This is a genomic window from Gammaproteobacteria bacterium, from assembly GCA_035279405.1.
In the GTDB taxonomy this organism is placed as follows: Bacteria; Pseudomonadota; Gammaproteobacteria; order Natronospirales; family REEB76; genus REEB76.
On the sequence record DATEHU010000059.1, the window covers coordinates 1 to 14,472 of the forward strand.

The 14,472-nt window shown below is 65.4% G+C and carries 7 protein-coding genes; 1 reads left to right on the plus strand and 6 read right to left on the minus strand.

All coding sequences use genetic code 11. From position 1 onward, the window contains the following. The 4 genes from uvrA to VJR90_11385 all read right to left on the minus strand — a co-directional run. On the minus strand, positions 1–2,454 hold a 2,454-nt coding region (uvrA, locus tag VJR90_11370; GenBank protein HKV98070.1), incomplete at its 3' end, for an excinuclease ABC subunit UvrA. Between the two features lie 48 nt (positions 2,455–2,502). Next, the gene (locus tag VJR90_11375; GenBank protein HKV98071.1) at positions 2,503–3,399 is read right to left on the minus strand and encodes a 5'-nucleotidase; all 897 of its coding nucleotides are present in this window, start codon (positions 3,397–3,399) and stop codon (positions 2,503–2,505) included. Further along, a complete protein-coding gene (locus VJR90_11380; protein ID HKV98072.1) occupies positions 3,396–6,767 on the minus strand; it encodes a UvrD-helicase domain-containing protein in 3,372 nt (1,123 codons plus the stop codon). Before VJR90_11380 ends, VJR90_11375 begins: the two co-directional genes overlap by 4 nt. Next, entirely contained in the window at positions 6,760–9,468 is a 2,709-nt protein-coding gene (locus VJR90_11385) for a PD-(D/E)XK nuclease family protein (GenBank protein ID HKV98073.1), read from the minus strand. The genes VJR90_11380 and VJR90_11385 overlap by 8 nt, the downstream gene beginning before the upstream one ends. 127 nt (positions 9,469–9,595) lie before the next feature. Between VJR90_11385 and VJR90_11390 the strand changes: the two genes are divergently transcribed. Next, positions 9,596–10,381, plus strand: coding sequence for a Bax inhibitor-1/YccA family protein (locus tag VJR90_11390; GenBank protein HKV98074.1), 786 nt, complete (start codon positions 9,596–9,598; stop codon positions 10,379–10,381). Between the two features lie 122 nt (positions 10,382–10,503). Here the strand turns inward: VJR90_11390 and VJR90_11395 are convergent, their stop codons facing one another. Beyond that, positions 10,504–12,390: a gamma-glutamyltransferase family protein gene (locus tag VJR90_11395; protein ID HKV98075.1), complete on the minus strand. Its 1,887-nt coding sequence runs from the start codon at positions 12,388–12,390 to the stop codon at positions 10,504–10,506. 127 nt (positions 12,391–12,517) lie between these two features. Further along, positions 12,518–14,464 (minus strand): peptidase M61, encoded by a 1,947-nt coding sequence (locus tag VJR90_11400; GenBank protein ID HKV98076.1) that lies wholly within the window; start codon positions 14,462–14,464, stop codon positions 12,518–12,520. Positions 14,465–14,472 lie beyond the last annotated feature (8 nt).

Here is a 14,472-nt window from a genome sequence, read left to right on the forward strand (position 1 = left end):
CGCCAGCGCCTCGGAGACCGTCAGCTCGAGCGCGTCCGCGATGGTCTTGCCGTCTATCGTGATCTCGAGGATCTCGGCGCGGTAGCGCTTGCCGTCGCAGTCGGGGCAGCGCAGGTAGACGTCCGACAGGAACTGCATCTCGACGTGCTCGAAGCCGTTGCCGCTGCAGGTCGGGCAGCGGCCGTTGCCGGAGTTGAAGCTGAAAGTGCCGGCGGTGTACTTGCGTTCCTGCGCGGCAGGCTCGGCGGCGAACAAGGCGCGGATCGCATCGAAGGCGCCCACGTAGCTCGCGGGATTGGAGCGGGTGGTGCGCCCGATCGGGTTCTGATCGACCATCACGACATCGTCTATGAGCTCTGCACCCGCGAGGCCCGTGAACTGCCCGGGCGCCTCGGTGGGCTTGCCGCGGTACTTGAGGAGCGCCGGGTAGAGCACGTCCTCGACCAGCGTCGATTTGCCCGAGCCCGACACACCGGTGACGCACACGAGGCGCTTCAGCGGAATGCGCACGTCGAGGTGCCTGAGGTTGTGCTCGGCCACGCCTTTGAGCTCGAGCCAGCGGTTGGCGCGCGCTTCGGCAGTGACGCCGCCGTCCGCCGGTGCCGGCGCGGGCGGCGCAGGCTGCGGCGCCGGCACCACCGTACGGCGCCCGCTCAGGTATTCGCCGGTGAGCGAGCCGGGATGCGAGCGCAGCTGCCCCGGGGTGCCGTAGAAGACGATCTCACCGCCGCGCTCGCCGGCGCCCGGACCCAGGTCGAGGATCCGGTCGGCCTCGAGCATGATCTGCGGGTCGTGCTCGACCACCACCAGCGAGTTTCCCGCATCGCGCAGACGCTTCATCACGCCGATGACCCGCTGCATGTCGCGCGGATGCAGTCCGATGGAGGGCTCATCCAGCACGAACAGGGTATTGACGAGCGAGGTGCCGAGCGCGGTGGTCAGATTGATCCGCTGCACCTCGCCGCCCGAGAGCGTGCGCGACTGGCGGTCGAGCGTGAGATAGCCCAGGCCCACGTCGGTGAGATAACGCAGGCGCGCGTGCACCCCTTCGAGCAACTGCGCCGCGGCCGCATCGTGCGGCGCCGGCAGCTTGAGGGTGTCGAAAAATTCGCGCACGCGCGTGATCGGCAAACTCTGGATATCAGTGATATTCAGCCCCGGCAACGCGCGGTACGCACTATCCGCCTGCGTCACGGTATTGGGCTTGAAGCGCTCTGCGGGCGGCAGTACCCGCTCGGCTTCCGTGCGCGTACCCACGCGAAAATACATCGCTTCGGACCGCAGGCGCGCGCCCGCGCATTCCGGACAAGTGGTGTAGGCGCGGTATTTCGACAGCAGCACGCGGATGTGCATCTTGTAGCTTTTGGTTTCCAGCCATTTGAAGAAGCGTGTGGCGCCGTACCATTTGCGCTCTTCCCAGGAGCCCTCACCCTCGATCACCCAGCGCCGGTGTTTCCCGGAAAGTTCCCGCCATGGCACGTTCAGCGGCACACCGCGCTTTTTCGCGTAGCGCACCAGATCGCGCTGGCAATCGCGGTAGCTCGGCGTCTGCCAGGGTTTGACGGCGCCGCCGGCGAGCGTTTTGGACTCGTCCGGAATCACCAGACCCCAGTCAATGCCGAGCAGGCGTCCGAAGCCCCGGCACGCCGGGCAGGCGCCGAGCGGCGAATTGAACGAGAACAGATTCGGGCGCGGTTCCGAATACTCAATATCGCAGTCGGCGCAATGCAGGGAGTCGGAAAACCGCTGCGCTGTGCGCGGCCGCTTGTCGGCGCCCAGCGCATAAACGCTGAGCCGGCCGCGCCCGCGTTGGAATGCCGCCTCCAGCGCTTCGGTCAGGCGCGCGCGGTTGTCATCCTCAACCAGCGGCCGGTCCTGCACGACCTCGATATCCCGGCCGGTCCGCCTGTGGATGTGCGTATACCCCTGCGCCGCCAGCAGAGTTTCGACTTCCTTGGCGGAAAAATTCGCCGGCACGCGGATGGCGAAGGTAATCAGCGCACGCTGGCCGGCAAAGGCCCGGTCCGCAAGCAATGCGGCGGCGACCGACTCCGCCGTATCGCGTCGCACTTCCCGCCCGCAGTTGCGGCAATAGAGCCGCGCCGCGCGGGCAAACAGCAGCTTCAGGTGATCGTTGAGTTCGGTCATGGTGCCGACGGTGGAGCGCGAGCTGCGCACCGGATTCACCTGATCAATGGCAATCGCGGGCGGAATGCCTTCGATGCGGTCCACCACCGGACGGTCCTGGCGATCCAGGAACTGGCGTGCGTAGGGCGAGAAGGTCTCGACGTAGCGGCGCTGACCTTCGGCGTACAGCGTGTCGAAAGCGAGCGAGGATTTGCCGGAACCGGACACGCCGGTCACCACGATCAGCTCGTTGAGTGGCACATCCAGGTCAAGATTCTTGAGATTGTGCTGGCGCGCGCCGTGCACACGGATGAATTCATCGGACATAGGGCGCGCATTTTAGCAGGCGCTCTGCCCGTTCGCCGGAAGCCTCACCTACGTTCGGTTGATGACACCGTACGGCACGTGGCCGGCGGTCACGTAACCCGCGGCGGCTTCCACGTGGCCTTTCTGGTCGTCGAAGAAAATGTCGGCGCCGAAGGTTTTCAGGAACGCGCCCTTGGGCAGGCCGCCGAGAAACAGCGCTTCGTCTATGCGGATGTTCCAGGCGCGCAGCGTGCGGATCACGCGCTCGTGCGCCGGCGCCGAGCGCGCCGTTACCAGCGCGGTGCGGATCGGCGAGCGCTCCGAGGGGTACTGCCTCTGGATATGCTGCAGCGCGGCAAGGAAATTCTTGAACGGCCCGCCCGACAGGGGTTCCCGTGCCTTGTCGCGCTCGCTTGCGGAAAACGCCGCCAGTCCCTGTTGTTGATGCACGCGCTCGGCTTCGTCCGAGAACAACACGGCGTCGCCGTCGAAGGCGATGCGCAACTGCTCGCGGCCGTCGTCCTCGGCGCGCGCCGGCACAATGGCGGCCGCGGCGCGCCCCGCATCCAGCGAGCGCACCACGTCCCCGGCTTCCGCGGACAGAAACAGGTCGGCGCTGAAAGGCTCCACGTAGCGCCAGGGCGCGGCGCCGTTGGTAAACGCCGCGCGTGTGATATCCAGCCCGTAATGCTGGATGGAATTGAAGATGCGCAGGCCGGTATCGGCGCTGTTGTGCGACAGCAGAATGACCTCCACGCGCCGCGTGGGTGCGTCCTCATTCAGGCGCAGGAGCTTGTTCACCAGCGGGAACGCCACGCCCGGCACCAGCAGGTCGTTCTCGTGTTCGATCTGATAGCGCGAATAGGCTTCCAGCCCCTTGTCGGTGAAAATCCGGTGGCTGGCTTCGAGATCGAAGAGCGCGCGCGAGCTGATCGCGACCACCAATTGCTGCGGGTTGTCCGTCATTCCCGGTCCACGTTCACTTCGTAAAAGCTGCCCAGCAGCGGAAAATACAGGCCCACCCTGACCGGTCGGCTCTCAAATGCGCGCATCAGCGCCACATAGCGGCGCAGTTGCGGCCGGTAGCGTTCGACCTCGCGCGCCAGGAAGGCATCACGTCCCGCCCCCTCATGCCGGCTGGTCTTGTAGTCCACGATCCAGCGCACCGAGTCATTATCCACGAAGGTGCGGTCCATGACACCGGTCACGAGCCGCCGGTTCTCGAAGCCGCTGAGCGCAAATTCGCAATGCGCATCCGGTCCGCGTGCTGCCAACAGGCGCCGGCCGGTATCATCCGCCAGCATGCGCTCAATGGCCTGCTGCACGGTTTGCACGGCGGTGGATAATTCATTAACCGGTACGCCGGCCTGCTGCAGCCAGGCGCGCACCCGTTCTGCATTGACCGCCGTGCGCGCTGCGTCCTGTATATCGCCGTCGGCGGTGGCGATACGCTGCAGCACGCGGTGCACAACCGTACCAATATGGCGCAGGGTGTCGCCCGCCCAATCGAATTCGACTTGCGGCGGCAATTCAGCGGCCAGCAATCCCATCCCCTGCCACTCGACCGCGGCAGGCGGCGCGGGCGCCTGCCAACCCGCCGGAAGCCGCCGCAGGTGCGTCGCAGGAATTTGCGGCGTGGCGCCCGGCGCCGGCGGCACGTGATTCTGCAACGCTTGCCGGTATTCCTCCGCGACCGCTGGCCACAAAGTAGCCAGCAGCGAATTGGCCGGTGGCGCCTTCACCTCGCGCTTGCCATCCTTTTCGGACCAGCCCGCGTGCCCCAGCAGGTGCAGTTGCTCACGCGCACGCGTTGCAGCCACATACAACAGGCGCTGGCGCTCGAACAATTCCTGTTCGCGGCGCAGGTCCACCACCAGTTCGTAGTGCGGCTCGCGCTCGCTGCCGCGGGCATTCAGGGGCGCAAGCAGCAAATCCGGCCGATCCTCCACGCGCGTGCGCTCCAGATACGCGAGCAGCGGCCGGTGCGTGCGTCCGCTGCCCGCCCCCAACCCCGGCACGATCACCACGTCGAATTCCAGTCCCTTGGCCTTGTGCATGGTCATCACCTGCAGCCCATCGCCCGCTTCGGGATCCGGCTGGGCGAACAGATCTTCCAGCGCCGCCTCCAGAGCGGCGGAGTCCGGGAGCGTGCCACCTGCATCCAAGGTTTCGAGCAGCGACAGAAAGGCTTCCGCATCGTCCAGGTCTTCCAGCGTGGCCAGCACGCTGGGCGCAGCGAGCCGCAGCCACGCGCTCTCCACCTGCTCCCGCAACGTCCCGCGGCGTCGCTGCACCCGGACATCGAGCAGCACGGCCTGCACACGCGCGAGCCGTGCCTGTCCGTCTTTGCTCAGTGTGGCCACGCGCTCACGGTCTGCGAGCACTTCCTGCAGAGTAAGCCCCTCGGCGTGCAGCGTGAGCGCGTGCAGGTCCGCAAGCGTGAGACCACACCAGGGCGCGCGCAATACCGCCAACCATGCAGTTCGGTCGCCCATATGCAGCAGCGTGCGCGTGAGCGATACCAGATCGCGCACCACCGGACGCTCGCCAAGCTGTTCCAGTTCCATGGCGCGGAAGCGCAGACCTTCGCGCCGCAGGCGCGGCACCAGGGCCACGAGGTGATTGCGCCCGCGCACCAGCACTGCGACCTGCAAGTTCCCGGACTGCGCCTGGCGTATCACCGCAATCACCTGCCCGGCTTCGCGTTCGGCATCAGCGCCGAACGCTGCGTGCACTTCCACCAGGGCTCCCGGCACCAGCGCGCGTTGCGCCTCACAGGCGCTATAAGTCAACGCGCCACTCGCGATGTCGCTCTGCCCCGGAAACAACTTGCTGAAACTCTGGTTCACCCACTGCACCAGTTCCGGGCGCGCACGGAAGTTCGCGCGCAGCGTCAACTTTGTGAGCCGCACCTGGCCGATGCCGTGCTGCTGGGCACGCAGGAACAGGCCGACTTCCGCCTCGCGGAACCGGTAGATGGACTGCATGGGATCGCCCACCACGAACAGCGTGCGGCCGTCACCCGGCTGCCAACCTTCGGTCAGCCGCTCGAGCAGCAGGAACTGCAGGAATGACGTGTCCTGGAATTCATCCACCAGCAGATGACGGATGCGGTAATCGAGCGCGAGCGCGAGATCGGTGGGCGCTTGCGCATCGCCCAGGGCCGCGAGTGCGCGCAGCGCAACCTCGGCATAATCAACGGCCCCGCGCTCGGCGAACAGCACCTGCAACTGCGCCACGCCCAGGCGCAACGCCGCGAGCAGCGCGTCCAGCACCCGCCACTGCGACGCGTCGAATCCGGACGACGGCAGCCGACGGATGCGGCGCAACATCGCAGGCAACTCCGGTACATCGTTCAGGCGCTGCAGGACTTCCAGCATGCGCGCCTTCTCATCCGGATGTTGTGTGCCGAAGCCGGTATTCTTGTTCACCGTCTTGCGCAATGGCTCGCCGTTGGAACTGGTCAGCAGCAGCTCGGCCAGGCCTCGCCACTGTGGTAGCGCCTCGGACGTTGCGGACGGGAATGCGCGCAGATCCTGGCAGGCGCACAGCGGCGAGTCGCTGCCCTGTGCGCTGAGCGCCTGCGCGGCAAAGCGCGCGAGCTCCGCGAGTTCCGTTTGCAGGTGTGCGCCAATCAACGTGTGCGCAATATGCAACTGGCGCACGATCTCGCGCTGGAACGCTCCCTGCAACTCCTGCTGCGTGTGTGCGCCGGCCGTACCGGCGTGGCGCAGCCATTGATCGCGGTGTGGCAGCATGTCCGCGAGCAACTGGGCAGTGCGCGGCAGATCGTTGTCGAGATGCCGCAGCAGCACGGCCAGCGCTTCGGATTGTCGTGCCTCGCCGTGTTCGAGCAACGCCAGCGTGCGGCGCGCGGCTTCCTGGTAGAGGAATTCCGGCTGCGCGTCGATTGCGGGCGGAGCGCCCAAGCCGGACAGCAGCGGCATCTGGCGCGTGAGTTCCGCGTTCAGGGAATCAATCGTCTGGATGCGCAGGCGTGCGGGATGTTCGGCGAGGCGCCAGTTACGTTCGGCGTCGCGCACGCGAGCCGCGCGTGCCAGTTCCCACGTGCGCCGCTGGTGATCCTCGGCCGGCGCTACAACACCAGCCGCCGCGTCCAGCGCCTTGAGCACACGGTTGCGCATCTCGCCCGCGGCCTTGCGCGTGAAGGTGATGGCGATGATTTCCTCCGGCGCCTCCACGCTGGCGAGCAAGCGCAGGTAACGCTGCGTAAGCAGGCTGGTTTTGCCGGAGCCCGCCGGCGCCTGCACGATGAAAGACGCCTGCGGATCGAGCGCGCGCTCGCGGGTTTGCCGGTCGGCGGGCTCAGTCATCGTCCGGCTCCCCGAGCGCCTGGATTTCATCTATGCGGCACAGGTTCGCGAGATGGCATACGCGGCAGGTGCGGTTGCGCTCCTTGGGTGCAACCTTTGCCGCGCCCGCGGCGAAATCCGCGGCCAAGCGCGTCAGCACGGTGCGCCAATGATCGAGCAATGCCGGCCAGTTCGCGCAGTCATCCGGCGGATTTTTGAGTTCATCAAGACCCGTGACTCTCGGCGCCGTGTCCGATGCGCGCGCATAACCCCGATATTCGGTTTCGCCGGGGCGCAGCACCGCAAACAACACGGCCGCGACGTCTTCCGCCGCGGTGACCGCATAGCACGGCAACTGCGGCTCATCCGGACGCTCCCCCTGCCAGGCGGCAGGCTTGGCATCACCGGTCTTGTAATCAATGATGGCGTAGCTGCCGTCCCTCAGCCGGTCAATGCGGTCCACGCGCGTGTGCAACTGCAGCGGCCCGATTTGCACCGTGCGTTTCAGTTCACGCTCGGCCACGCTGAACTTTGCGCGCTCGCGTTCCTGCGGCAACCAGTCGCGGATCAGTTGCGACAGCCGTTCCTGTTCCAGCGCCTGAAAACGCGGCGTGAAAATCTCCGGCGCCGCGCCGCGCGCCTCGCGCAGCACCGCTGCGACCGAACGCTGAATCACGGCCGCAAGCGCGGCATCGTCCTTGCCGAGAATCGCTGCCTGATCGGTCAATTCGCCATACAGCCGGTACAGCACCCGATGCAGCAGACTGCCACGTTCCGCGGCGTCGAGCCCGGGACTTGGCGTCCGCAGTGGCTGATCGGCACCAAGGCGGTAACGCGCAAACGCCTGAAACGCGCATGCGGCCTGCGACTTCAGTACATTTGTGCCGCCGCGCACCTGACCTGTGTCCAGCGCCGGCCCGAGGCTGTCGTCCAGCGTTTCGAGCGGCGGTGCCGCCGCATGCAGGAGCTGTGCGTGCCCCGAAAGCACGCGCTGCGGGAGCTGAAGCTGATTCGGGCCGATCTCCGGCAGCGCGCTGATCAGCGGGCTGGGACGCAGCTCGCGATCCGCATCGCGCTGCGGCACGCTCACCACTACGTCCGGAGCGGCCGCGAGCAGATGTGCCGTCAGACGCTGCGCAAACTCGAACTCGTGGCGCGCGCCTGCGTGCGGCATGTCGTGCTCGCGTTGCACGCTCACGGGAATCAACGCATGCGGGCGCGGACTTGCCGGCCAGGCATCGTCCGACCAGCCGGCGATCCACAGGTGATCGAAGTGCAGACTGGTGGCTTCCAGCACACCCAGCACCTGCACCGGCGTGTCCGGCGTTGCCGGCTGGAAAATCTCCTGCGCCGCAAGTCGCGAGAACTCTGCGAGCGCGCCATCCATGTCCTGCGTTTCCGCCAGCACATCGAGGCGCGCGAGTTCGCCCAGAATGCCGCGCAAGGCATCGAGCGCCTGATGCTCCACGCTGTCGTGCGTACGCTCGCCCGGCCAGCCCCATAGGCGCAGCGCGTCAGCGAAACTACGCGCCCAGGCCGCCGGCAGCAGGCGTTTGGCATGCGCGTTTTTCCAATCCAGCACGGCCGTCAACGCCGTGGTCAGTTGCTGCAGGCCGCTCTCGGCGCGCGCCAACGCCGCCAACCGCTGCAGTGAAATGCGCTCGCCGGCCTCACGTAAACGCAGCTCCAGACGCAGGCGCGCACTCTGTTCGGATTCTGCCGCACGCACAAACGGCGAGCGCAACACCTGACTCGCCGCAGAGAAATCCATGCGGTCGTGCACCAGAATTTGCAGCAGCAGCAGTGCGTCGTGAATCACCGGCGCACTCGCGAGTGAGCTGCCGAGCGACAGGTTGTACGGTCGTTCGAGTTCCACGCCCAGACGCGCGGACGGGCACAGCGCATCGTCCAGTTCGCGCCTCAACTGCGGGCCGCAAGCCGCGAGATCGTGCACCACGATGCCGATGCGCAACGCGGGGTTGCGCTCCAGCAAAGCTGCGGCCCAGCGTGCGGCAGTACGTAATTCCTGTCGTTGATCCGCGCAGGCCACACGGCGCGCGTTTTCAGCCGACGCGATGTCGGTCACCAGGCGTTCGGCCGCACTGCCCGCGGCGTGCAGCGCTTGCAGGAAATCCTCCAGCTGCGGCGGCCACTCGTGGAAACCTGCAAACACCACGCGCGCTGGCACAGGTAAAGCTCCGGCACGCACCCAACTCGCCAGCTGTTCCGGCAGGCGCGCAACATCCAGCCAGCGCTCGCGCCGACAGCGTTCCAGATACACCCTGGCCCAGGCCGAAAACTGTTCGGCATCGGCACTGCCGGATTTGGCAAACCCCGCGGGATCGAGGCGGTACGCATGGCACAGCGCCCAAGCTTCCTGCGCGGCTTGTGCAGCGGCGCGCGGCTGCAACAAACCTGATGCCGCGCCCGAGGCGCGCACCACGCTTGTCCACAGGGTTTCCGCCTGAATGGCCGACAGGAGACGCGGGGGTGCACCGGCTCCCTGCATGCCCTCCCCTTCATGGGCGGACCCGAGTTGCGCCAGGAACGCGGGCCAGGACAACACGTTTGGGCGCTCCCAGGCCCACCGACCCGCAGCCTGCCGGGCTTCGGCGTACGCCCACTGCACGGCGCGCGTCAGGCGTTCGCCCGCCGTGACCACGGTCGCGCCCCCGGCCAGTGCGGCCAGGATGGCGTCTTGTTGCAGCAAGCGTTGTGTCAAGCGCGCACTGTCCCCATATATAATGCGGCCGCCAGTTTAACCCGCCACCCCGACGGACCGGGGCAACTAAGGATGCGGCGGGCGGTCAAAACCGGCAGTACTTGTCTGTTACCAAAGGAAACACACCATGGCTTTCGGCGATCCTCCAAAAACCGGCAACCCGATTTTCAGAACGGCGGCGTTCAAGAATCCCGTAGCCGTTGCCGGCGAACAGATGACCATCAACGGCACCATCGGCAAGGCGCTGATCCTGCTGGTGCTGGTGATCCTGACCGCGGCCTGGTGCTGGTCGCAGGCGCTCGCCGGCTACGTTCCGGCCACGGCCACCACGCCGGCGGTGTTCAACTACGGCGCGGTTTCGCCGTACGTGTTCGGCGGGCTCATAGCCGGACTGATATTCGCAATCGCCACCGCTTTCAAGCCTACTTGGGCGAAAATCACCGCGCCGCTGTACGCCATCTGCGAAGGCTTCGTGATCGGCGGCGTTTCCGCCATGTTTAACGTGGCCTATCCCGGCATCGTCATCCAGGCGGTGGCGCTCACGCTGGGCGTGGCGCTCGGTATGCTGATCCTGTACCGCACCGGCGTGATCAAGGCCACGCCGCGCCTGTACCGCATCATCGGCGCCGCCACCTTCGGCATCCTGATTTTCTACGCACTTACCTGGCTCGTGAGCCTGTTCCATGTGGACATGAGCATGGTGTACGGGCACACGCCGCTGAGCATCGGCATCAGCCTGTTCATCGTGGCGATCGCGGCCTTCAACCTGGTGCTGGACTTCGACATGATCTCGCGCTCCGCCCAGGGCGGCGCGCCGCGTTACATGGAATGGTACGGCGCCTTCGCGCTCATGGTGACGCTCATCTGGCTGTATCTGGAAATCCTGCGGCTCCTGGCCAACACGCGGCGCTGAAGTCCAATCAAACGCACGAACTGAAACGACCCCGCAAGCGGGGCCGTTTTGTTTCGGAGCGGAAACCGTGGAAGTTCAATCCGTCCACTGTTATTTCTTGAGAGCGCGGTTACACCGAGGGATCAGTAAGCGATCACTTCACCGTCGCGGCGGAATTCGGTGGCGCCCCAATAGACATGGTACCTGGCGTCATACTGGATCGCCTCGTAGCCGCCGAATCCGCCCGCATACCCTGGCTGCATGACTATCACCTTGTAACCGCGCTCGCGCAGTGCCGCGGCGACACCTGGATCGAATCCCGGCTCAAGCAGCAACGTACCGGCGCCGGGAGCCTTCGCAAGACCCGTCGGCGTGGCATCGCCCATGTGGTCCCAGCGCGCCGCATCGCCCGCCTCCTGCACGTTCATGCCGAAGTCGAGCATGTTCACCAGTACCTGCATCTGGCCCTGGGGCTGGAAATACCCGCCCATCACGCCGAACGCCATCCATGGCTCTCCGTCCTTCATCACGAAGGCGGGAATGATGGTATGGAACGGACGCTTGCGCGGTGCATAGGCGTTGGCGGATTTTGGATCGAGCGAGTACAGTGCGCCGCGGTCCTGGAAGATGAACCCCAAGCCGGGCGCGGCCAGCCCCGAGCCCATGCCGGCGTAATTCGATTCGATCATCGAGACCATCATTCCGTCCGATCCCGCAGTCTCAAAATCCGTGGTGTCGCCGGTATTGCCCTTGATGCCGTTGATGCTGGCGTGGCTGTACGGCAGTGGATTGCCGGGAGTGATGTCCGGGTTGGCGTGCTGCAGGTCCAGCAGTTTGCGCCGCTCGTCGGCATACTGCTGCGACAGCAGGCCCTGAACCGGTGCGGTGTAGAAACGCGGGTCGGCGTACCACCTGGAAAGGTCCGCGGCCGCAAGCCGCTGGGCGCCGATCTCGGCCATCAGCGTGTCCGGGCTGCCCACGCCCATTTTCTTCAAATCGAAACCCTTGAGGATGTTGAGCTCCTCGAGCGTCGCGAAACCCTGGCCGTTCGGCGGCAGCTCGTACACGTCGTAGCCGCGGTAGTCCACCGATTGCGGCGTCACCCACTCGCCGTGGAAATCGGCGAAATCGGAGTAACGCAGATCGCCGTGGATTCGTTCGAAGAAATCCGCCATGACATGCGCGATCCGGCCCTTGTAGAACGCGTCACGTCCACCCTCGGCGATTTCCTCGAGCGTATGCGCCATATCGGGATTGCGGAAAATCTCGCCCTGACGCGGCGTGTGGCCGTCAATCAGGAACACTTTCTTCGTATTCGCAAATGCGTCTCCGTACTCGTTGATCAGACCCAGGTTCTTTTCAAACGCCTGCATGTTGCCCTTCCAGTAGCGCGCCACGACCTCGGTGACCGGAAAGCCGACCTGCGCATAGTGGATCGCGGGCGCGAGATCCTCGCTCATCGGCAAGCGGCCGAACTTCTTGTGCAGCGCAAACCAGGTATCCACGATGCCCGGCACCGTGATCGGCAGCGAGCCGTATACGGGAATCTGGTCGGTGGGCTTCATGCCCGCGCGCGCGTAGGCTTCCTTCACCTCGGCCTGCATTTGCGCGAGCGCACGGCCCTGCGGTGACCAACCCGAACCGTTGTAGCCGTAAAGCTTGTAAGTCTTGGGGTCCCATACGATCACGAAGGCATCGGCACCCAGTCCGTTCAGGACCGGTTCGGTCAAGCACAACACGGCACTCGCCGCGATTGCGGCGTCCACTGCGCTACCGCCCTTCTTGAGAATTTCGACGGCGGCGAGCGATGCCAGCGGTTGCTCGGTGGCCGCCATGCCGTGCTGCGCCAGTACCGGCGAGCGTGATCCCCAGGGTGCGCCGGCGTAGCGATCGCCGCGGCTGATACCGGCGTGTGCGACCGGGATCGCAGCCAGACCCGCGATCAGAGCCGAGACCATATACACCACCGCGCGTGTCGGTGAACCGTGCAGTACGCGTTTCACATGCAGAAGGATGAATTCAATGTACATGACGACACCTCCACGAACAGCTGCGGGCGCATCATCTGCCACCCGGTTGAACCATCACGCGTCCGTGCAAGTGCCCAGCGCGAGCGGATCCGCGGCTGGGATCGAACAATCTCGATGTCACGCGCCGTTACATTCTCGCCGCGATGATCTGGTCAAAGTAGTCCGGGGTTCCCGGAATCCGCTCGAGATGCGGATACTGCAGGCCACCGTGGTAATCGACCGCCACGGCGCGGTACTGCCCCTGATACTTGAGCAGCAGCTCGATGGGCGTGGTGCCGCCCTTGGCAGCGGTAATCGCGGACTTCATCACGTCTGCGGTGTAGGCGCGGCCGTTCACCGCCACCAGCGTTTCGCCCGTGGACACGCCGGCCTTGAATGCCGGGCCATTCCAGAGTACATCGGTGATCGTGCCGTCCTTGGCTGCCACGTCCAGGCCGATCGAATACGTGTAGCTCACTCCGAACCTCGGATTCTCATCCTGCTTTTCGACTTTGCTTTCCTGATCGTTGAACACCAGCTTCCAGCCCGAGGCCTCGATGCCGTCGAGCGGCGGTTGATGCGTATCGAGGCGCGTGCGCAGGAACGTAGCCCAATCGTAGGGTGTCACATGGTTCAGCGCCTGCACCAGATCATCGAAGCTGTAGGTACGCGTCACGAAGCTGCCGTTGTCGATGCCGAAGAAATCCCGCGCGAAATCGTCCAGTGATTTCCGGTCGTGCGTGAGCGCACGGATCTTGCAGTCCACTGCGAGCCAGATGAGCTGCCCGGCGCTGTAATAGTCTTCGCTCATCTGCCAACTGCGGTACGGCAACTGCGCGCGCTGCGCAATGGTGGGATCGTTGCTGGTGTCCTGCAGCGTGCGCCACGCGAAACCCGGGCGGCCGCGCGCATAGCGGGCGGCCACGCCGGCCAGCGCCTCGTGGTATTGCGCCTGGGTCCACATGCCGGAGCGTACCGACAGCACATCGCCCCAATACTGGGTCTGGCCCTCGTACACCCAGAGCAGCGAGTCGCCCATCGGCACGTTGAAGTTCGGCGTCCACAAATCCGCCGGGCGGCGGAACTTGCCGTTCCAGGAATGCGTGTATTCATGCGCCAACAGGCTGCCGGGTGAATGGCCTTCGGACCAATGCTTGAAAAAGTCGGCGCGCGTGCCGTCTTCGCTGGACTGATGGTGCTCGAGACCCTTGCCGCTCAGGTAATCGGAGAACGACACCAGAAAGTCGTAGTGATCGTAATGTTGCGAGCCGAACAGCCGGTACGCCTGGGTCACGAGCGCACGCAACGCCGCCACTTGGGCGTCCGAAGTTTCGAGATCCGCGGGCGCGTCCGCCACCATGTCCATGTGCACCGGCACTCTCGCGCCCGGATCGAGGTCCAGGCGTTTGAAATACTCGCCGGCGTACATCGGCGAGTCTACCAGTGTATTGAGCGTGGTCGGCTTGAAGCGGATCACTCCGCCCGACGCGGACTGCATTTCGAGCGCGGTACCGAACTGCCAGCCAGGCGGCAGCTTGACGCTCGCCTGCATGCGGATGTCGCGCGCGTAATACCCGGCCGGATAGAGCAGCATCTTGTGCCAGGTGAGGTTCAGCATCTTGTCGGTCATTTCGACCGGCCGCGCCCCCGGCGCGCGCGCCGACAGGTACTGGAATTGCAGCGTAATCTCGGAGACGTCCTGCGGCACGTCCACGCGGAACGCATACACGTCGTACTGGTGGCGCGTCCAGGCGAGCGCCTGGCCGTTGGCCGTGACCGTCAGTCCTGCGAATTTGTCGATCGGCCCGCTCGGCTCATGGTTACCCGGAATCCACTTGGGATAAAGCAGTATCAACTCGCCGGGCTTGACCGGAATGGTCTCGGTGGCGCGGAAGATTCCCTGCGCCACGTCGGTCGCGTCTACGCTGAGCTGCAGGGTGCCGGGATAAGGCGTGTCCAGCGGCGCGGGAATTCCCGCGTCCGCGGCGTCGGCCCAGGCACCGCCGCTGCACGCGAGTGCCAACAGGGCGGCCGCTGCGATCGCACCGAACTGCGTGAACACGGCAATACGAGTGCCGCGATATTTGCTTGACATGGACAAGC